Source organism: Vibrio sp. Vb1729, from assembly GCF_033338655.1.
Lineage (GTDB): Bacteria > Pseudomonadota > Gammaproteobacteria > Enterobacterales > Vibrionaceae > Vibrio > Vibrio alginolyticus.
Window position 1 is genome coordinate 335,554 of record NZ_JAWOTB010000033.1, and the last position, 21,352, is coordinate 356,905.

General features: G+C 46.1%; 22 protein-coding genes. All 22 read left to right on the top strand.

Annotation, left to right across the window (positions count from 1 at the left end):
• Positions 1–77: 77 nt before the first annotated feature.
• The 22 genes from flhA (at position 78) to R7E29_RS16335 (ending at position 21,254) form a co-directional block, all read left to right on the top strand.
• Positions 78–2,177, top strand: a complete 2,100-nt coding sequence (gene flhA / locus R7E29_RS16230) for a flagellar biosynthesis protein FlhA (protein WP_054576339.1) — start codon at positions 78–80, stop codon at positions 2,175–2,177.
• Between the two features lie 28 nt (positions 2,178–2,205).
• On the top strand, positions 2,206–3,723 hold the full coding sequence (flhF, locus tag R7E29_RS16235) for a flagellar biosynthesis protein FlhF (protein WP_033907111.1): 1,518 nt from the start codon (positions 2,206–2,208) through the stop codon (positions 3,721–3,723).
• A 14-nt stretch (positions 3,724–3,737) separates the two neighbouring features.
• Positions 3,738–4,625, top strand: coding sequence for a MinD/ParA family protein (locus tag R7E29_RS16240; RefSeq protein WP_005380498.1), 888 nt, complete (start codon positions 3,738–3,740; stop codon positions 4,623–4,625).
• Positions 4,618–5,352, top strand: coding sequence for an RNA polymerase sigma factor FliA (locus R7E29_RS16245; RefSeq protein ID WP_005380499.1), 735 nt, complete (start codon positions 4,618–4,620; stop codon positions 5,350–5,352). Before R7E29_RS16240 ends, R7E29_RS16245 begins: the two co-directional genes overlap by 8 nt.
• Before the next feature lie 45 nt (positions 5,353–5,397).
• Complete coding sequence (gene cheY, locus R7E29_RS16250) at positions 5,398–5,766, top strand: chemotaxis response regulator CheY (protein WP_017635949.1); 369 nt, start codon at positions 5,398–5,400, stop codon at positions 5,764–5,766.
• Positions 5,767–5,884: 118 nt separating this feature from the next.
• Entirely contained in the window at positions 5,885–6,625 is a 741-nt protein-coding gene (locus tag R7E29_RS16255) for a protein phosphatase CheZ (protein ID WP_005380502.1), read from the top strand.
• A gap of 9 nt (positions 6,626–6,634) precedes the next feature.
• On the top strand, positions 6,635–8,875 hold the full coding sequence (locus tag R7E29_RS16260) for a chemotaxis protein CheA (protein WP_017635948.1): 2,241 nt from the start codon (positions 6,635–6,637) through the stop codon (positions 8,873–8,875).
• A gap of 29 nt (positions 8,876–8,904) precedes the next feature.
• Positions 8,905–10,017, top strand: a complete 1,113-nt coding sequence (locus tag R7E29_RS16265) for a chemotaxis response regulator protein-glutamate methylesterase (RefSeq protein WP_005380504.1) — start codon at positions 8,905–8,907, stop codon at positions 10,015–10,017.
• 8 nt (positions 10,018–10,025) lie between these two features.
• Positions 10,026–10,805, top strand: a complete 780-nt coding sequence (locus tag R7E29_RS16270; RefSeq protein WP_005380505.1) for a ParA family protein — start codon at positions 10,026–10,028, stop codon at positions 10,803–10,805.
• Positions 10,795–11,871, top strand: a complete 1,077-nt coding sequence (locus R7E29_RS16275) for a chemotaxis protein CheW (protein WP_017635946.1) — start codon at positions 10,795–10,797, stop codon at positions 11,869–11,871. Before R7E29_RS16270 ends, R7E29_RS16275 begins: the two co-directional genes overlap by 11 nt.
• 35 nt (positions 11,872–11,906) lie before the next feature.
• Positions 11,907–12,401, top strand: a complete 495-nt coding sequence (locus R7E29_RS16280; RefSeq protein WP_005380507.1) for a chemotaxis protein CheW — start codon at positions 11,907–11,909, stop codon at positions 12,399–12,401.
• Between the two features lie 13 nt (positions 12,402–12,414).
• Complete coding sequence (locus tag R7E29_RS16285) at positions 12,415–12,909, top strand: DUF2802 domain-containing protein (protein ID WP_025998721.1); 495 nt, start codon at positions 12,415–12,417, stop codon at positions 12,907–12,909.
• Positions 12,910–13,198: 289 nt separating this feature from the next.
• On the top strand, positions 13,199–13,816 hold the full coding sequence (ccmA, locus tag R7E29_RS16290) for a cytochrome c biogenesis heme-transporting ATPase CcmA (RefSeq protein WP_005380511.1): 618 nt from the start codon (positions 13,199–13,201) through the stop codon (positions 13,814–13,816).
• Between the two features lies 1 nt (position 13,817).
• Positions 13,818–14,486, top strand: coding sequence for a heme exporter protein CcmB (gene ccmB, locus R7E29_RS16295; protein ID WP_005380512.1), 669 nt, complete (start codon positions 13,818–13,820; stop codon positions 14,484–14,486).
• A gap of 109 nt (positions 14,487–14,595) precedes the next feature.
• A complete protein-coding gene (locus tag R7E29_RS16300; protein ID WP_005380513.1) occupies positions 14,596–15,339 on the top strand; it encodes a heme ABC transporter permease in 744 nt (247 codons plus the stop codon).
• 11 nt (positions 15,340–15,350) lie between these two features.
• Entirely contained in the window at positions 15,351–15,557 is a 207-nt protein-coding gene (gene ccmD, locus R7E29_RS16305) for a heme exporter protein CcmD (RefSeq protein ID WP_005380515.1), read from the top strand.
• Positions 15,554–16,039 carry a cytochrome c maturation protein CcmE gene (ccmE, locus tag R7E29_RS16310; protein ID WP_005380516.1) on the top strand — a complete coding sequence of 162 codons (486 nt, stop codon included), beginning with the start codon at positions 15,554–15,556 and terminating at the stop codon, positions 16,037–16,039. Before ccmD ends, ccmE begins: the two co-directional genes overlap by 4 nt.
• The gene (locus tag R7E29_RS16315) at positions 16,036–18,012 is read left to right on the top strand and encodes a heme lyase CcmF/NrfE family subunit (protein ID WP_021034009.1); all 1,977 of its coding nucleotides are present in this window, start codon (positions 16,036–16,038) and stop codon (positions 18,010–18,012) included. Before ccmE ends, R7E29_RS16315 begins: the two co-directional genes overlap by 4 nt.
• Before the next feature lies 1 nt (position 18,013).
• Positions 18,014–18,568, top strand: a complete 555-nt coding sequence (locus R7E29_RS16320) for a DsbE family thiol:disulfide interchange protein (protein WP_005380518.1) — start codon at positions 18,014–18,016, stop codon at positions 18,566–18,568.
• Positions 18,565–19,050: a cytochrome c-type biogenesis protein gene (locus tag R7E29_RS16325; protein WP_005380519.1), complete on the top strand. Its 486-nt coding sequence runs from the start codon at positions 18,565–18,567 to the stop codon at positions 19,048–19,050. Before R7E29_RS16320 ends, R7E29_RS16325 begins: the two co-directional genes overlap by 4 nt.
• Positions 19,050–20,264: a c-type cytochrome biogenesis protein CcmI gene (gene ccmI / locus R7E29_RS16330; protein WP_054576274.1), complete on the top strand. Its 1,215-nt coding sequence runs from the start codon at positions 19,050–19,052 to the stop codon at positions 20,262–20,264. Before R7E29_RS16325 ends, ccmI begins: the two co-directional genes overlap by 1 nt.
• A gap of 216 nt (positions 20,265–20,480) precedes the next feature.
• On the top strand, positions 20,481–21,254 hold the full coding sequence (locus R7E29_RS16335) for a VacJ family lipoprotein (protein ID WP_080996819.1): 774 nt from the start codon (positions 20,481–20,483) through the stop codon (positions 21,252–21,254).
• Positions 21,255–21,352: the final 98 nt, after the last annotated feature.

Below are 21,352 nucleotides of genomic sequence, written 5' to 3' on the forward strand. Positions count from 1 at the left end.
AACTTTTAGGCTAAAGCGGTCGCGTATTAATAGTAAGAGCTTACGTGACGCTTCAATCGATTGAGATCTCTCGCAGTATGAAGTTAAGCCTGCCGTTTGCAGATAAATTGCCACGAATCCCTCAACGTGAAATGCCAGCTATTGGTGCTCCGGTGATGGTTTTGGCCACCCTAGCGATGGTGGTACTGCCGATTCCAGCATTTTTGCTGGATATGTTCTTCACCTTTAACATCGCGCTGTCGATGGTGGTGTTGTTAGTGACCGTTTACACACGTCGCCCTTTGGACTTCGCTGCTTTTCCAACGGTATTGCTGATCGCCACGTTGCTCCGCTTGGCTTTGAACGTTGCCTCGACTCGTGTCGTCTTACTGCATGGTCATGAAGGCGGTAATGCGGCAGGTAACGTAATTGAGGCGTTCGGTAACGTCGTTATTGGTGGTAACTACGCGGTCGGCCTAGTGGTTTTCCTCATCTTAATGATCATCAACTTTATGGTGGTGACCAAAGGTGCGGGTCGTATCTCTGAGGTAAGTGCTCGCTTTACGCTTGATGCGTTGCCGGGTAAGCAAATGGCGATTGATGCGGACTTGAATGCCGGATTGATAGACCAAGAGCAGGCAAGAGTTCGTCGTTTTGAAGTGACCAAAGAAGCGGATTTCTATGGCTCGATGGATGGTGCCTCGAAGTTCGTAAAAGGGGACGCGATTGCCGGTATTTTGATTCTGTTTATCAACATCGTCGGCGGTCTGTCGATCGGTATGGCGCAGTATGGATTGGGTTTCGGTGAAGCGATTGAAATCTATACCTTACTGACAATCGGTGATGGTTTGGTCGCACAAATCCCATCGCTATTGCTGTCGATTGCAGCGGCAATGATGGTGACACGCCAAAACACCGATGAAGACATGGGTGAACAACTGGTCTTCCAGATGTTCGACAACCCAAAAGCGCTGATGATTACTGCGGCTATTCTTGGTGTGATGGGCATCGTACCGGGCATGCCACACTTTGCGTTTTTGAGCCTGGCAGTCGCGGCCGGTGCAGCGGCATATTTCATCGACAAACGGCAGAAGCAGAAAGCGAAAGAGCCCGCTTTACCAGCAACAGCAGACGAAGGTGCAGAACCTTCCTCACAGCGCGAACTGTCTTGGGATGACGTCCAGCCAGTCGATATTATTGGCTTGGAAGTCGGTTATCGCTTAATCCCTTTGGTGGACAGAGACCAAGGTGGGGAACTGTTAGAGCGCGTAAAAGGCGTGCGTAAAAAGTTATCGCAAGATTTTGGGTTCCTAATTCCAGCGGTTCATATTCGTGACAATCTTGAGCTGACCCCAAACAGTTACCGAATTACATTGATGGGGGTTGCGGTGGGCGAAGCAGAGATTCGTCCGGATCAAGAGCTAGCGATTAACCCAGGTCAGGTGTATGGCATGATTGATGGTGAGCCAACCATTGACCCTGCTTTTGGACTGGAAGCCGTATGGATCCGAGAAGATCAGCGTGAGCACGCGCAGGCTCTGGGTTATACGGTTGTTGATTCATCAACGGTATTAGCGACGCACCTAAGCCAGCTATTGACCAACAACGCATCACAGCTAATTGGTCATGAAGAAGTAGAGAATTTATTAGAAATGTTGGGACGCAGCGCGCCTAAGTTGGTCGAGAACTTTGTTCCTGACCAATTACCATTAGGTGTGGTGGTGAAAGTCCTACAAAACTTGTTAAACGAGGCCATTCCAATCCGCGATATTCGCACGATTGTTCAAACTTTGGCTGAGTACTCAAGTAAGAGTCAAGAAGCTGACATATTGACGGCAGCAGTTCGAATTAGTCTTAAACGTCTAATTGTTCAAGAAATCAATGGTATAGAGCCTGAGTTACCAGTGATTACTTTGATACCCGAACTGGAACAAATATTGCATCAAACTATGCAAGCATCAGGAGGCGAATCTGCGGGGATTGAACCGGGACTCGCTGAGCGATTGCAGTCTTCACTAAGCCAAGCGACACAGGAACAAGAACTGAAAGGCGAACCTGCCGTTCTGCTTACTTCCGGCGTATTACGCTCGACGTTGGCGAAATTTGTGAAGAACACAATACCTAATCTCCGGGTACTGTCTTACCAAGAAATCCCGGATGAAAAACAGATCAGAATTGTGCAAGCCGTGGGTAACTGATCTCACGCATCATTAATGGATTCATAGTTTGAAAATAAAGCGATTTTTTGCCAAAGACATGAGAACGGCGCTGCTCCAAGTGAAAGAGGAGTTAGGCGCGGAAGCGGTGATCATGTCAAACAAGAAAGTGGCTGGTGGAGTAGCGATTGTTGCGGCGATAGATAGTGAATCTAATCCGTCTCAAGCAAGCGCAGCGTCACAGCAAAATCGCGGTGCTTCTCAATCGAATCGCTATAACGAACATCGTCAAATGTCATCGTCTTCTGCTGATCGTTACCAAGATCGTCATTTAGATGAAGATAAAATTAGCCTGAACAGTAATAACAGTAACAATGAAAAAACAGGCTCAATGACGCAGCGATTCGCTAATATGCTTAAGCAATATAGCGGTGGTGCAGCAGATGCTGACGACCACGTAGCGGAAAATGAAGATTCGCTCTCTGCTTTGCTGCAACGCCAAAATAAGCATCGCGACGGCTACAACCAAGAAAAGCCAGCGCCATATCAACCAGATTCACCTTTGGCGAAGCTAATCGCACAGGACAATCGATTTGAACGTCCGACGCCCAAGCTGGACCCGACGCGCTATGACCGACGTCGCCCAAGTGATGAGCGTGACGAATCGGCCGATGAGCTAGAAAGCATGCGCGAAGAGATGACGTCAATTCGTCGTCTGTTGGAGCACCAAGTTTCTGGTCTGATGTGGCAAGAAGTAGAACGTCGTGAGCCACTAAGAGCAATGCTGATTAAGCGCTTAGAGCGAATGGGCGTTTCTCCGGAGTTAGCAGACCAGATGGCCTGTTATATCCCGGAAGATACAAAGCCAGCGCGAGCGTGGAAAGCGTTATTGTCGCTGGTGGCGGATCAAATCAATATTCCTAAACAGGACATTTTAAAACGTGGTGGTGTAGTCGCATTGTTGGGTCCGACGGGGGTTGGGAAAACAACAACCGTAGCGAAACTCGCAGCACGCGCAGCCATGGAATACGGTGCCGACAATGTGGCCCTTGTGACAACAGATACATATCGCATAGGTGCACATGAGCAACTCTCAATTTACGGAAGAATTATGGGTTGTCCCGTAAGAGTTGCTAAAGATTCTAACGAGTTAGCCGATGTTATATATCAGCTAAGAAACAGAAGACTGATTTTGGTCGATACGGCAGGGATGGGGCAACGAGATGTGAGGCTTTCCGAGCAGCTCGACACTCTAATGCAAGAGAGCGGGGAAGTGATTCACAGCTACCTTGTTTTGCCGGCTACCGCACAACGTCGTGTTCTACAAGAAACGCTGGATCACTTCCGACGTATACCACTTTCGGGTTGTATTATGACGAAGCTTGATGAGTCATTAAGCCTAGGCGAATTCATCAGTGTAGTGATTCAAAACGCAATGCCAGTAGCTTACATCGCTAATGGTCAGCGCGTACCAGAAGACATTGTGATAGCGCAACCAAAATATATGCTTGCGAAAGCAAATGAACTGTTAGAGAAGTCGACAGAGAACGAACCTCACTTTTGGAACAGTGACAGTGAAGGACTCTAAGGCGGCGGACTACTATGACTGAGAATATGATACACGATCAAGCAAGCGGCCTCCGTCGCTTAACACAACCATCGTTGACCAAAGTGATTGCTGTTACTGGCGGCAAAGGTGGTGTGGGGAAATCAAACGTAACACTGGGTCTGGCGATTTGTATGGCTCGCCAAGGCAAGAAGGTGATGGTTCTCGACGCTGATTTAGGTCTGGCCAATGTGGACGTGATGCTCGGAATTCGTGCAAAACGTAATCTAGGACATGTCTTAGCGGGTGAATGTGAGCTAAAAGATGCGATTGTCGAAGGGCCTTATGGTATAAAGATAATTCCTGCAACTTCTGGCACACAGAGCATGACAGAGCTTTCTCACGCTCAGCATGCTGGACTCATTCGAGCATTTGGTAGTCTTGAAGACGAAATGGATGTCCTGCTGATTGATACCGCTGCTGGTATCTCTGACATGGTAATCAGTTTTTCGCGAGCAGCTCAAGATGTGGTTGTAGTTGTGTGTGATGAACCGACGTCAATCACAGATGCCTATGCATTAATCAAGCTGTTGAGTAAAGAACACCAAGTTCAACGCTTTAAAGTTGTAGCAAATATGGTCAGAAGCTACCGTGAAGGGCGAGAATTGTTTGCAAAGTTGACACTAGTCACAGAGCGATTCTTGAATGTTAGCCTTGAACTCGTAGCATGTATTCCATTAGATGATAAAGTACGACAGGCTGTAAAAAGACAAAAAATTGTCGTTGATGCGTTCCCACGCTCGCCTGCCGCTTTAGCTATCAGCTCACTAGCAAACAAAGCGTTGACGTGGCCACTACCGAAAACACCAAGTGGACACTTGGAATTTTTTGTGGAAAGGTTGCTAAATCGTACCGAATTCGCAGAGGACCCTTTTGGTGAATAAAGCGATAACCTATGACCAACATGGCAAATTTAATAGCCAGCAGGCGTTCATTGAACGTTATTCAGTGTTGGTTAAGCGCATTGCTCACCACCTACTAGGCCGTTTACCGCCGAGTGTTCAGGTAGAGGATTTAATTCAGGCCGGCATGATCGGTCTTATCGAAGCTCAGCAGAATTATGATGGTTCTAAAGGTGCGAGCTTTGAAACTTATGCAGGTATCCGTATTCGTGGCGCAATGTTAGATGACATGCGTAAAGGCGATTGGGTACCGCGTTCTGTTCATAAAAATAATCGAGAGATTAACCAAGCGATTGCGGAGCTGGAAGGCGAATTAAATCGAGATCCTACTGATTCTGAAGTAGCCACGCATCTCGGTATGACACTGGATCAATATCATAGTGCTCTTACCGATATCAACTGCTCAAAATTAGTCGGTATTGAAGATTTAGGCGTTTCTGATGATGTGATTTCACCGGCGGATGAAACCGATGACAGCAACCCATTCAAAGGGGTAGTTGATGAATCATTTCGAAAAGCACTGGTTGAATCAATAAAACAGCTTCCAGAGCGTGAAGCTTTGGTTCTTTCGCTTTATTATGATGAAGAACTCAATTTGAAAGAAATTGGCGATGTGTTAGGCGTAAGCGAATCTCGCGTAAGTCAAATACTGAGTCAAGCGATGCAACGTTTACGTACCAAGCTCAGTGCGTGGACACAAAATGACTAAAAACACTGATTTTACGATTCAGTGGAGGCAATTTTGAATAAAAACATGAAGATCCTTATTGTTGATGATTTCTCAACAATGCGCCGTATTGTTAAAAACCTGCTTCGTGACTTGGGTTTCAATAACACTCAAGAAGCGGACGATGGTTTAACCGCATTACCAATGCTGAAAAAAGGTGACTTCGATTTTGTTGTAACTGACTGGAACATGCCAGGTATGCAAGGCATCGATTTGCTTAAACACATCCGCGCGGATGCAGAACTTAAGCATCTGCCAGTTCTAATGATCACGGCTGAAGCGAAGCGTGAGCAGATCATTGAAGCTGCTCAAGCAGGTGTAAACGGCTACATTGTTAAGCCATTTACTGCTGCAACATTAAAAGAAAAATTAGATAAAATTTTCGAGCGTTTATAACTCTCTCTTTCTCTTTGTTATTCGAGTCATTCATACCAATTATTAAATACCTATTAAATGACTCGTTTAGCGTTTTCAAAGTGATAAGAAGAACTAAACGTAAAAGGGTCTATTCAGAATGATCTCACTAGAGCAGGCGAAGTCACTCGTTCAAATGCTAGAAAACGGGGAACAAGACCAAGCCAATATGCTTGTTGCCTCGATCTACGAAGGTGCCGATAACCCAATGCTGCAAGAAATTGGAGCGTTAACTCGAGACCTTCACGAATCACTCAAGCAGTTCAGTCTCGATCAGCGCATGACCGAAATTGCGAAAGACGAAATCCCTAACGCTAGGGATCGTCTCAATTATGTGATCGAGAAGACAGAGCTTGCAGCCAACAAAACAATGGATGCGGTCGACTGCTGCCTTCCTATCGCTGATAACCTGCATGATTGCCTTCTAAAAGTTCGTCCTCAATGGAATGAACTCATGCACGGGCGCATAGAATTAAGCGAATTTAAAGCACTGTGTCACCGAATCGACGGGCTATTAGTGCAAGTCGAAGGTGACAGCACTGAATTGCGCGGCCAATTGACCGAAATTCTCATGGCGCAAGACTTCCAAGACCTAACTGGCCAAATCATTCGCCGCGTAATTACGTTGGTTAATGAAGTTGAAGGCCGCTTAGTGGAAATCCTAACCGTATTCTCTGGAAATAAACTTGAAGAACATATTCAAGTTTTGTCAGAACCGGCAGATAAAAAGAATACACAAACAAGCGAAGCCGAAGGCCCGATTCTTCATCCAGAACTGAGAGAAGATGCGGTTTCATCGCAGGACGAAGTCGATGACTTGTTGTCCAGTCTTGGATTTTAAAGGTAACGTATGAGCTACGATTTAGACGAAGATATTCTTCAGGACTTTCTCATTGAGGCTGGGGAAATTCTCGAGCTGCTTTCTGAGCAGTTGGTTGAATTGGAAAATAACCCAGAAGACAAAGACTTACTTAATGCTATTTTCCGCGGGTTTCATACCGTAAAAGGCGGTGCCGGCTTCCTTTCATTGGCAGAGCTAGTCGATACTTGTCATGGTGCGGAGAACGTGTTCGACGTTTTACGAAACGGTCAACGCACGGTAACGCAAAACTTAATGGATACGATGCTAAAAGCCTTGGATACGGTTAATACCCAGTTCCAGGCTGTTCAAGATCGTGAGCCGTTAGAAGCTGCGGACCCTGAGCTTCTTGAAGAACTTCATCGTCTATGCAAACCTGAGTCAGAAGATGAAGTAGCGGCAACCGTAGTTGAAGAACCAGTGGCTACTCCAGAGCCTATTATTCCCGAGCCTATCATCGAAGAACCTGCTGCGCCGTCAGCACCATCAAGTGTCGGCTCTGTTGATGAAATTACCCAAGACGAATTCGAAAAGCTACTTGATGAGCTTCATGGTAAAGGTTCAGCGCCAGGCGCCTCAATGTCTGCGACATCTACAACGCCATCTGAACCGCCTCAATCGAGTGCGCCATCAGTTGAAAGTGGTGATATCACTGATGATGAGTTTGAACGTTTACTCGATGAACTGCACGGTGTAGGAAAAAGCCCTTCTACGGCAGAGGCTGCTGCATCTGCATCCGTACCAGTAGAGCCACCTAAAGCGGCAGAGCCTTCCGCTCCAGTGTCATCTTCATCAAATCAAGACAGTGACTTAATGACGGACGAAGAGTTCGAAAAGTTACTCGATGAGCTACATGGTTCAGGTAAAGGTCCAACGCTAGAAGAATTGGATATGGCAACGAAGCCTGCTTCAGCAAACGTAGAGCAAAGCCCTGCGAAACCTGAGCCTGTTGCTAAGCCAGCACCCGTTCAAACAGCGCCAGCACCAAAGCCAGAATCTAAACCAGTCGCCGTAAAAGAAGAAGCTAAAGCACCAGCGGTTAAAAAACCTCAGGCTGAAGCAACCGTTCGTGTTGATACCTCGACGCTTGATACCATCATGAACATGGTGGGTGAGCTCGTATTGGTTCGAAACCGCCTATTAAGCCTTGGTTTGAATAGCGACAACGAAGAGATGTCCAAAGCGGTCGCTAACCTTGATGTGGTAACTGCGGATCTACAAGGCGCGGTAATGAAAACGCGTATGCAGCCAATTAAGAAAGTGTTTGGCCGTTTCCCGCGCGTTGTCCGTGACTTGGCTCGTAACCTAAATAAAGACATCGTGCTAGAAATGCGCGGTGAAGAAACCGATCTCGATAAGAACCTTGTAGAAGCATTGGCCGATCCGTTGATTCACTTGGTACGTAACTCGGTTGATCACGGTATTGAAATGCCAGACGCACGCGCGAAGGCCGGCAAATCACGCACAGGTAAAGTGATTTTGTCAGCATCGCAAGAAGGGGACCATATTGAACTATCCATCGTAGATGATGGTGGCGGTATGGACCCGAACAAACTGCGTGGCATCGCGGTGAAGCGTGGCATGATGGATGAAGATGCGGCGGCACGTTTAACAGATAAAGAGTGCTTCAACCTTATCTTCGCACCTGGTTTCTCAAGTAAAGATAAAATTTCTGACATCTCTGGTCGTGGTGTGGGTATGGACGTGGTTAAGACGGCGATCAATACCTTAAACGGTTCAATCGATATCGATTCTGAGCTAGGCAAGGGCACTAAGATTACGATCAAAGTACCACTAACGTTAGCGATTTTACCGACTCTGATGGTTGGTGTTGGCGGTCATCCGTTTGCTCTACCACTGGCTTCGGTGAGTGAAATTTTCCACTTAGATCTTAGCCGTACAAACGTGGTAGATGGTCAGCTGACGATCATTGTACGTGAGAAATCTATCCCGCTATTTTACTTACAAAACTGGTTAGCATCCAAATCGCAAAACGTCCAAGAGCGTACTGGTCACGGTCACGTGGTGATTGTACAGATTGGTAACCAACGCGTTGGTTTTGTTGTGGATACGCTTATTGGTCAAGAAGAAGTGGTTATTAAGCCACTCGATAATCTATTACAGGGCACTCCAGGTATGGCTGGTGCGACAATTACTAGCGATGGCCACATTGCATTAATTCTAGATGTGCCTGATTTACTTAAGCGATACGCTGCGGCTTCACGCCTTTAAGCAAAGCTGACGTTATTAAAAGGAATAAGATGGCGATTAAAGTACTAGTCGTTGATGATTCGAGTTTTTTCCGACGTCGCGTGAGCGAAATCATCAACTCAGAATCGCGCCTAGAAGTGATTGACGTTGCGGTAAATGGTAGAGAGGCGGTTGAGAAAGCCAAATCTCTCAAACCTGACGTCATCACGATGGATATTGAAATGCCAGTGATGGATGGCATTACAGCTGTACGTGAAATAATGGCCGCTGCTCCAACGCCAATTCTAATGTTTTCGTCCCTGACCCACGACGGGGCGAAAGCTACGCTTGATGCGCTAGATGCGGGCGCATTGGACTTCTTACCGAAAAAGTTTGAGGACATTGCGCGTAACCGTGAAGAAGCGGTGTCATTACTTCAACAGCGTGTGATTCAGATTGCCTCGAAGCGCGCTTTCATGCGTCGACCTATCGCTCGCCCAACAGCGAGTACCAGCACGACTACTCGATCATTAGGTTCAAGAACGGCTTCACCTGTGACTCCAACACCAACTCGACCTGCTGCGACAAAGTACCGTGCTTCTGGTAAGAAGTATCAACTGACGGCAATTGGCACATCAACAGGTGGCCCCGTTGCTCTACAAAAAATTCTGACGCGTTTGCCGATGAACTATCCGCATCCGATTGTATTGATTCAACACATGCCAGCAACGTTTACTGCTGCGTTTGCCAGTCGTTTGAACACCTTGTGCAAGATTCAAGTGAAAGAAGCACAAGATGGCGATGTGTTACAGCCCGGTGTGGCATACCTTGCACCAGGTGGGAAACAAATGATGGTGGATGGACGAGCGGGCGCTGCTCGTCTTCGCATTATTGATGGCGGCGACCGCATGAACTACAAACCATGTGTGGATGTGACTTTTGGTTCTGCCGCAAAAGTATATGGCGACAAAGTGCTCTCTTTAGTGTTGACAGGCATGGGTGCAGACGGTCGTGAGGGCGCTCGCATGTTGAAGTCTTCAGGCTCAACTATTTGGGCACAAGATGAAGAAAGTTGTGTTGTTTATGGCATGCCCCAAGCGGTTGCTAAAGCAGGCATTTCTTCAGAAGATTTACCGCTTGACCGCATTGCTGAACGCATGTTGGTGGAAGTTGGCCTAGCTTAGGATTCATCATGATTGTTTGGAGTGTAGCAAACCAGAAAGGAGGCGTGGGTAAAACCACCTCAACAGTGACATTGGCGGGCTTATTGAGCCAGAAAGGCCATCGAGTATTGATGGTTGATACTGATCCTCACGCCTCACTGACTACTTATCTCGGTTATGATCCTGATGCAGTAACTTCGAGCCTATTTGATTTATTCCAGTTGAAGACGTTTTCTCGTGAGACGGTTAAACCGTTGATTTTAGAAACAGAGCTGGAAGGAATGGATATCATTCCCGCGCATATGTCCCTTGCCACGCTTGATCGCGTAATGGGTAATCGCAGTGGTATGGGATTAATATTAAAACGGGCGCTGCAAACTGTCTCACAAGACTATGACTATGTGTTGATTGATTGTCCGCCAATCCTTGGCGTGATGATGGTGAACGCGTTGGCAGCCAGTGACCGAATTTTGATTCCTGTTCAAACAGAGTTTTTGGCGATGAAAGGTCTAGAGCGCATGATGCGTACGCTAACCATTATGCAAAAATCTCGCCCGGGCGGTTTCAAAGTGACTATCGTCCCAACCATGTACGATAAGCGCACGAAAGCGTCATTGCAGACATTGATGCAACTGAAAAAAGATTACCCAAATCAAGTGTGGACCTCAGCGGTGCCTATTGATACTAAGTTCCGCGATGCCAGTTTAAAGCACTTGCCAGCTTCGCATTTTGCATCTGGTAGCCGTGGTGTGTTTGCCTATAAACAGCTACTGATTTACCTGGAGAGGTTGGCGTTCGATGAGCAGTAATGATGTGCTGTCCAGTGAACAAGCACTTGATGACTACTTTAATGCATTACTGGATGATGAAACTGAAATAACGACTCTTGAGGAAGACCTTGACCTGTTGGCTCAAGAGGTATCATCTGCAGAGCCAGAGCCAGAGCCAGAGCCAGAGCCAGAGCCAGAGCCAGAGCCAGAGCCAGAGCCAGAGCCAGAGCCAGAGCCAGAATTACAGCTACAATACTCGGAGCCAGAAACGTACCAGTTTCAAGAAACATATCCGCCAGAGTTGGAAGCTCCAAACCTGGAAGATGTTCAAAGGCTATTAAGTCAGCTTGAAGCAAGCAACCCAGTGGCTGAGTTGGATATTGATAGTATTCTTGAACAAAATACGATTGATATTGCAGCAGAGATAAAAGCGGCTGAGCCTGAGGTACAAACCTTTAGTGAGGTGCCTGAGCTTCAGGGTGTTGAGGAAATACAGGACTGGGTGATTGATGAGCCAGTTTTTGAGGAAGCGCAACCAGAGGTGGATGAACCTCACGCAGTGATCGAACAAAGTATCAATATAGAATCGAACGTCGATACTGAACTCGAAACACAAGCAGATTCCGATATACCAACGGTCTGGGAAAGCACGAAGCGAAGTGAGGACTTCCAAGTTCTTTACTTTGATGTGAATGGTGTCACGTTTGCTGTACCTCTTGATGAGTTAGGTGGTATTCATCGCATTAGCGAGCTTAACCATTTGATAGGAAAACCCGCCTGGTATTTGGGGCTACAAACAAATCGCGAGCAACAGTTTGATGTCGTCGATACCGCGAAATGGGTGATGGCAGATAAGCTTCGTGATGATAGCTATAAAGATAACTACCAATATGTCGTCATGCTTGGTGAGAGCATGTGGGGGTTGGCCAGTAACCAATTAATGGGGACTGAAACGCTTAATATCGACAAGGTTCGCTGGCGTGAGCAGGCGGGTAAACGCCCTTGGCTAGCGGGCATGGTAAAAGAAAAAATGTGTGCCTTAATTCATGTCCAGGCGCTCATTGACATGCTAAACGCCGGTTTAGATGTCAAATCACTGAATTAGATTTAAGTCGGGAACGACATTAACGAGGATTAACTATGTCTCAAGCTTTTGAAGTAGAAGTGAAGAAAGATGCATCGAATGACGAAGTTCTTCAGTGGGTGACGTTCCAGCTAGAAGAAGAAACGTACGGCATCAACGTAATGCAAGTTCGTGAAGTACTTCGTTATACTGAAATTGCCCCTGTTCCAGGTGCACCAGATTATGTACTTGGTATCATCAACCTACGCGGTAATGTAGTTACTGTTATCGATACACGTTCACGTTTTGGCCTGATGGAAGGCGAAGTCACCGACAACACTCGTATTATTGTGATCGAGTCAGAGCGTCAAGTGATTGGTATCTTAGTAGATAGCGTGGCAGAAGTCGTTTATCTGCGTTCTTCTGAAATTGATACGACGCCTTCAGTTGGTACCGACGAGAGTGCGAAGTTCATCCAGGGTGTGAGCAACCGTGACGGCAAGCTTCTTATCCTTGTGGATTTGAACAAGCTGCTAACAGATGACGAGTGGGACGAGATGGCTCACCTTTAATGGCTGAATGATGATGGCTGAAGAGACTCTTTTATCTGCTCCATTCCTTGCGGGTGGCGTCGCTTTTATCGTGTTAGTATTGGTTGTTTTGCAACTGCGGATTCGCTCGGGGTTACAAAAGCAGTTAGACCAACAACGAGCTCAATCTCGACACGCAGATAAAGAAGTGCAAAAGTTGAGTAAGCAGTTACTCGAAGTGCGCTCGGTTGTCGTTGGTCTTGGACAAAAAGTGACGGAGCAACAAGACATTATTCAGCACTTAAACGAGAGAATTCGCGAACTCGAACACGCTGATACTGATGGTCGCTTGTACAGTCGCGCTTCTAAAATGGTACAGCTTGGCGCTGATATCAACGAGCTGATTGAAGAGTGCGAACTACCAAAAGCCGAAGCAGAGTTGATGCTTTCACTGCAGAAGAAACTGGCAGGGAAAGAGAAGATTCCACCATTAAGTGGTCAGCCATCAGATGACGCAGAATATCCAGCGCGTGGACGTCGTCGACGCTAAAGGTTATCAAGCGATAAAAAAGAGGCGTTATTACGCCTCTTTTTTGTTTTTAGCTGCTAATGCTCTTCTTAAATACAACCCTAGATAACCTTCAGTCGATCTTGCTCTTAGTTCTGGCCTCTCAAATTCAAAATGAGCGCTTATAACTACTTATAGTTAATTTTATTAAAGTGTGATGATTAATTAACAAAAATACATGAACTTACATGTAACCTAGCCCTCTTATCCTGTTTTGTCATAACTAAGCTGTGCTAATATAGCGGCTCGTTCATTTTTTAGTTGAAGCTCTATGTTAGAAGTGTCTAACCTGACAGCAATCCGTGATGAAAGGGTTCTGTTTGAAAACCTGCAGTTTGAAATTAAGCCTGGTGAATTGGTCCAGATCGAAGGGCGTAATGGTACTGGTAAAACTACATTGCTACGGATTGTGACAGGGTTAGGTGATAGAGAAGAAGGTGTCATTAAATGGAAAGGCGAAGAGGTTGAAAAATCTCGTGATGTTTTCCATCAAGATCTGCTTTTCTTAGGACATCAAACAGGAGTGAAACGAGAGCTTACCGCATTAGAAAACTTACGTTTTTATCAATCTATTCAAAATAATCGCTCTTCAGACGAAGAAATCTTTATCGCTTTGACTCAAGTAGGATTAGCTGGTAGAGAAGATGTGCCTGTAGCACAACTTTCCGCAGGTCAGCAACGACGAGTCGCATTGGCAAGGTTATGGCTCAGTAAGCAAATTTTATGGATCTTAGATGAGCCGTTGACTGCCATTGATAAGCAAGGTGTCAAGGTGCTTGAATCTTTGTTCGCAAGTCATGCTGATAATGGCGGTATTGTTGTGTTGACGACGCATCAAGATATGTTTGCGGACAGCCCGAAACTTAGAAAAATAAAGCTGGGTGACTGATATGATTTCCTCGATGACCACCATCATTCGTCGTGAGCTCCTAATCGCATTTCGCCGTCAGGCAGACATTCTGAACCCGCTGTGGTTCTTTATTATTGTCATTACTCTCTTTCCTCTGAGTATTGGACCAGAGCCTAATTTGTTAGCACGTATTGCAGCGGGCATCGTTTGGGTTGCCGCATTGCTGTCCGCCTTATTATCATTAGAGCGTCTATTTCGTGATGATTTTCAAGACGGTGCACTAGAACAAATGATGCTAATGCCGATTCCATTGCAACTTGTAGTGGTTTCAAAGGTCATAGCACATTGGTTGTTAACAGGGTTACCTCTGATTTTAATTAGCCCATTATTGGCGGTTTTACTTTCGCTCGACTTCAATACTTGGCTATCGGTTGTATTAACCTTGATGATCGGTACACCAACACTAAGTTTTATTGGCGCCATTGGTGTGGCGTTGACTGTTGGGTTGCAAAAGGGTGGCGTTCTTTTGAGTTTGCTTATTCTTCCGCTCTACATCCCAATTTTGATTTTCGCAACATCGGCAATTGATGCTGCCGCACTCGGTATGGCGTATAACGGTCAACTAGCGATTTTAGGTGCGATGCTAATGGGGGCGATGACATTAACGCCTTTTGCCATCAGTGCCGCATTGCGAGTTAGTGTTAACTAACTCAATAAAGTGCCAATGAAGCGGCGCTTGATCAAAGAATTATTATTAAAGCACTGCTACGGTCTCAACCCTTTAGACAGTGTCCCTGAAGTAAGAGTGAGAACAAAACATGTGGAAATGGCTACATCCTTATGCCAAGCCAGAAGCAGCTTATCGTTTGAGTGGTAAGTTTCTGCCTTGGTTTTCTGTATTGGCCCTCGTATGCTTATCGGTTGGTACGGTTTGGGGGCTTGCATTTGCGCCTTCAGATTACCAACAAGGTGACAGTTTCCGAATCATCTACATTCATGTCCCATCAGCTATTTGGTCTATGGGCGTTTATATGTCGATGGCGATCGCTGCATTTATTGGCCTAGTATGGCAAGTTCGCCTATCTGATATGGCGGCACTTGCGATGGCTCCGATTGGTGCAGTATTTACTTTTATTGCTCTACTTACAGGTGCTGTTTGGGGCAAGCCTATGTGGGGCACTTGGTGGGTATGGGATGCCCGTCTTACATCTGAATTGATTCTTCTATTTCTCTACCTTGGTGTGATTGCGCTTTACCATGCGTTTGACGATCAAAAAACCGCCGCAAAAGCCGCTGGTATCTTAGCGATCGTAGGCGTAGTAAACCTACCTATCATTCACTTTTCCGTGGAATGGTGGAACACGCTTCATCAAGGTGCGACGATCACGAAATTTGAACAACCTTCTATTTCATCCGACATGCTTTGGCCGTTATTGCTGAACATCTTTGGCTTTGCGTTCTTCTTTGGTGCCGTGACGATGGTCCGTTTTCGTAACGAAATCATCAGTAAAGAAAGTCACCGCCCTTGGGTGCGCAAACTCGCAACAGAACAAACTCAGTGAGGTAACTGATTATGCATTTTGAATCTCTGAGCGACTTTTTTGCCATGGGCGGCTACGCATCATACGTATGGAGTGCGTTTGGTATTACTTTCTTATCCATGCTGATTCTTCTGATCACTAGCCTTCGCCGCGGTGATGCATTATTGAAAGAAGTGAAAGCAAAAATTGACCGTCAAGCTCGTATCGACGCAGCGAAGAACATGGAGAACACCTTATGAACCCGAGACGTAAAAAGAGGCTAGGTATTGTACTAGCGATCTTTATCGGTATTAGTGCCACCATTGGTTTGATACTTTATGCGCTTAACCAAAATATGGACCTTTTCTACACTCCAACGGAATTGGTTAATGGTAAGCCAGATGGCACCAAGCCAGAAGTAGGCCAGCGTCTGCGTATCGGTGGAATGGTGGTTGTGGGCTCAGTTCGTCGAGATCCTAATTCTTTGAAAGTGAGTTTTGACCTGCACGATGTCGGTCCGAAAGTGACGATTACCTATGACGGTATTCTTCCTGACTTGTTCCGTGAAGGGCAGGGTATTGTTGCTCAAGGTGTACTGAAAGATGCCACGACAGTTGAGGCATTTGAGGTCCTAGCGAAGCACGATGAAGAATACATGCCACCAGAAATTGCAGAAGCGATGAAGAAAACGCATGAACCGCTTCAATACAGCACCGAACAGAAACAAGGAAGCGGCCAATGATTGCTGAAATCGGTCACTTTGCTCTCATTCTTTCGCTTGCAATGGCTGTGCTGTTGAGCGTATTGCCATTGTGGGGAGCATCGAATAATAACACCATGCTCATGAACACAGCGCGACCGCTATCTTGGTCTATGTTCCTGATGCTGTTGTTCTCTTTCGCCATTTTATGTTGGGGATTCTATACCAACGACTTCACGTTACAGTATGTAGCGAGCAACTCGAATAGTCAGCTTCCTTGGTACTACCGTTTAACCGCAGTATGGGGTGCGCACGAAGGTTCACTGTTGCTATGGGTTTTAATCCAAGCTGCTTGGACTGTCGCTGTAGCGACGTTTAGTCGTGGTATGCCGCAAGAGTCGGTTGCACGTGTACTTGCTGTTATGGGCATGATCTCAGTAGGTTTCCTACTGTTTATCATCCTAACGTCAAACCCATTCCTACGTACGTTACCGTTCTTCCCGGTTGACGGACGTGACTTGAACCCTCTGCTTCAAGATCCTGGTTTGATTGTTCACCCGCCAATGCTTTACATGGGCTATGTTGGTTTCTCGGTTGCATTCTCTTTTGCGATCGCATCCCTAATGACCGGACGCCTTGATACGGCTTGGGCTCGTTGGTCTCGTCCTTGGACAACCGCAGCGTGGGTATTTTTAACACTTGGTATCGCACTAGGTTCTTGGTGGGCTTACTACGAACTTGGCTGGGGTGGCTGGTGGTTCTGGGACCCAGTAGAAAACGCATCATTCATGCCTTGGTTAGCGGGTACCGCATTAATGCACTCTCTTGCCGTGACAGAAAAACGCGGCACATTTAAAGCGTGGACGGTACTATTGGCAATCTCTGCATTTTCGTTGAGTTTGTTGGGCACCTTCTTAGTCCGTTCCGGTATTTTAGTATCGGTGCACGCGTTCGCGTCTGACCCGTCGCGCGGTATGTTTATTCTAGGCTTCCTCGTTTTCGTTATCGGCGGCTCTTTATTGCTGTTTGCCGTAAAAGGGGCAGCAGTGCGTGTACGAGGTAACTTCGACTTAGTCTCACGTGAAAATGCGCTCTTAGCCAACAATGTATTACTTATCGCCGCTCTTGTTGTGGTGTTAGTGGGGACACTGTTGCCGCTCGTACACAAGCAGCTTGGTTTGGGGTCGGTCTCTATCGGTGCGCCATTCTTTGACATGCTATTTGCGTGGTTAATGATGCCATTTGCTTTTCTGCTTGGTATTGGTCCTCTTATTCGCTGGAAGCGAGACAGTTTATCTAAACTTGTGAAACCAATGCTCGTTTCAGGTGTGCTTGCTTTCGCTTTGGCCGCGCTATGCGTGTACCTGTTTGCCGATTTCTTCTCAACCATGGCTTACATTGGTTGGGTGATGGCGATTTGGATTATTGCGATGCATGGCTTTGAATTGTACGAGCGTGCAACGCACCGTCATAGCTTTAGTGAAGGTGTTCGCAAGCTGCAACGTAGCCACTGGGCAATGATGTTGGGTCATGTTGGTCTGGCGGTATCTGTTATCGGTATTGCGATGGTACAGAACTACAGCATCGAGCGAGATGTACGTTTAGCACCTGGCGAACACTTCCAAATTCAAGGTTATGATTTCTACTTCTCAGGCTTGCGTGATAAAGATGGTCCAAACTACGATGGCTACATCGCAGACTTTGAGATCACACATGATGGCAAATACGTGAATACGCTTCACGCAGAGAAGCGCTTCTACCGTACGGCTAAGTCTATGATGACTGAAGCAGCCATTGACCGTGGTATTAGCCGCGACCTATACATTGCAATGGGTGAACGTTTAGACGACAACCGATCTTGGGCTGTTCGTATTTACTATAAACCGTTCGTTCGTTGGATTTGGGCTGGCTCTTTGATTATGGCATTAGGCGGCGCACTAGCGATTTCTGATAAACGCTACCGCTTCCGTAAATCGCCGAAGAAAAATGCGAAGTCAAAAGAGCAGGAGGCATAACATGAATAAGAAAATCTTATTTATTCCGCTTGTCGCTTTCATGATTCTAGCGGGCATTTTCGCAACCCAATTAATGCGTAACCAAGAGGGCGATGATCCAACTAAATTGGAGTCGGTTTTGGTTGGCAAGCCAGTTCCTGAGTTTCATTTAGAAGACCTGGCTGAGCCTGGAAAACAGTACGACCAATCAATTTTTAAAGGTGAACCGTTGCTCTTGAACGTTTGGGCAACGTGGTGCCCAACGTGTTATGCAGAGCATAAATACCTAAACGAATTGGCGGGTAAGGGCGTTAAGATCATCGGTATGAATTACAAAGATGATCGTAATAAAGCAATAGGTTGGCTGAATGATCTCGGCAACCCGTACTTGATCAGCCTATTTGATGGCAGTGGTATGCTTGGCCTTGACCTTGGCGTTTATGGTGCTCCAGAAACATTCATTATTGATGCAAATGGTGTGATTCGCTATCGCCATGTAGGGGATGTAAACCCACGTAATTGGTCAGAAACACTGGAGCCGCTTTACAACAAATTGGTTGAGGAGGCGAAGCAATGAGAAAGCTAATTCTTGCCGTTTTTGCTGCGATGACATTATCTCTTGCTGCTCACGCTGCCATTGAAGTGTACGAGTTCGATAACTTGGAACAAGAACAGCAGTTCAAAGAGTTAAGCCATACGCTCCGTTGCCCTAAATGTCAGAACAACACGATCTCGGATTCTAACGCTGAACTTGCTCAGGACTTACGCCATAAGGTGTACGAAATGACCAAAGAAGGTAAGTCCAAAGATGAGATTGTTGATTACATGATCGCCCGTTACGGTAACTTCGTGACTTACAACCCACCATTTACGGTCGCGACTGCGATTTTGTGGCTAGGGCCACTCGCTGTAGTACTGGGTGGTTTTGGTTTGATTGTACTGCGTAGCCGTAAATCTAAAGTTAAGGCAAAAGCGAGCAGTGACGAGCAATGGGATGAGCAAAAAGAAGCTCGTTTAAAAGCATTGCTTGAAGAAGAGAACAACGGAGATAAGAAGTAATGACACTATTTTGGATTTCCACCGTTGCTCTCACGCTTATTGCTTGTGCGCTGGTGGCTTTGCCGCTGCTTAAACAAAAAGCGAACAATGATGATGTGTTACGCGATGAGCTCAACAAGGCATTTTATAAAGACCGACTATCTGAGCTTGCAGAAGAAACTGACGAAGGTCTGGTTGAAAGTGAAGACGAACTGATTTCTGATCTAAAGCAATCACTGCTTGACGATATCCCTGGTGATAGAGCGCAAAAAGAAACCAAGGTTTCTCCAATCGCAGTTTTAGTTCCATCGGTAATTCTGACGGTGGTGCTGAGCTATGGTTTGTATTATAAATTTGGCGCGTCAGACGATATTGTTCAATGGCAAGAAGTGTCTGCAAATCTACCTGAGTTATCGAAAAAGCTGATGTCGGCTTCTTCTGAGCCGCTGAGTGACGATGAAATGGCGGATTTGACCCTTGCCCTTCGAACTCGCTTACATTACCAGCCGGAAGACTCGACAGGTTGGTTACTGCTAGGTCGTATTGCGTTAGCAAATCGTGATGTCACCACAGCTATCGATGCGATGGAAAAATCGTACCGCCTAGAGCCAAAAGACCCAGATGTGATGTTGGGTTATGCACAAGCTCTGATGCTGTCTCAAGAGGAAATGGATCAAGCGACGGCTCGCTCATTACTCGGCAAGCTGATGCAGCAAGACTATGTCGATCTGCGTGTGTTTTCTTTGTTAGCGTTCGATGCGTTTGAGCGTCAAGACTTCCCGGCAGCCATCAAGTACTGGGGAATCATGCAGCAAATGATTGGTCCAGAAGATAGCCGCTACGAGATGTTGTCACGAAGTATTGAGAGTGCTCGTAAGCAAATGGGCGAAGCGGTTTCACCGGATAAGAGTGTAGCTGTGACAATTGATGTGGCACCAAATGCTCAGTTGGATCCAAACGCAGTTCTGATTGTGTCAGTACATCGTTCAGATGGCTCCCCAATGCCTGTGGCTGCTGCTCGTTATCCGCTAGGTACTTTCCCTCGCACAGTCGTATTAGATGATGGCAATGCCATGATGCAAGGGCAAAAGTTATCTTCACTCGATAAGCTAATCGTCCGTGTGCGTGTAGATTCTGACGGTAACGTAGCAACGCGTGATCAAGATTGGCACGGAGAAAGTGACGTCGTTGAATTTGGCGCACCAGTAGAAGTGACCATTGATCAGCAGTATTAATTGTTAACATCTGTCTCTGAAACATGACAACGAGGTAGAGTCAGTTGCCTTTAGTGGTATGACTCTAAACGATCGAGTAGAATACCGAAGGCCAGCGATTGCTGGCCTTTATTTATTCCCATATCTGAGTCATCTTTACTATGTATCCTGCTCAACATACGTACAATGGTTAATCGGGGTGACTTAGGTACATTAATAGTCGTTATGGAAAATAAAATGTATAACAAGGGTAAATCTACCTTCTTGTTGCTGTTAGCCGTTGGACTGGTTGGCTGTTCAAGTGCGCCTGATGAAGCAGTAACAGGACAAGAAACAAATCAAACGACTTCTGATGTGTATGACCCGTTGGAAGGCTTTAACCGAACCATGTGGGAACTCAACTACGAATATTTAGATCCGTATTTGGTTCGTCCTGTATCACTTGCGTATGTAGAATACACGCCAGTTCCTATTCGTTCTGGTATCGCTAACTTCTTATCGAACTTAGATGAGCCAGCAAGCATGGTTAATAACTTAATCATGGGTAATGGTACGAAAGCCGTGGACCACTTTAACCGTTTTTGGATTAACTCGACGTTCGGTATTTTCGGTTTATTCGATATTGCAAGTGCCGCGGGTATTACGAAGTACGACGAGAAAGCGTTCAGTGATGCAGTAGGCCACTATGGTGTTGGAAATGGTCCTTACTTCATGGTTCCAGGTTATGGTCCGTATACCTTACGTGAAGTGACAGATACCGTAGATAGTACGTATTTACCCCTCTCTTATCTCAACTTCTGGGCGAGTTTGGGTAAGTGGGCGTTTGAAGGAATGGAGAAGCGTGCTTTATTAGTACCGCAAGAAGCGCAGCTAGACTCGTCGCCGGATCCATATATTCTAACTCGCGATGTTTATATCCAGCGTCAAAACTTTAAAGCAGAAGTTGAAACGGTAGAAGAAATTAACATCGAAGAAGAAGAGTATTTAGATGAATATCTAGAAGACTTTTAAGCGTTGTTCTTCACAATAGAGTGACCCGTCCTGATATGGGTTGACACTTTTTAACTAAAACGCTCGATGTACTTCATCGGGCGTTTTGTATTTTAAAG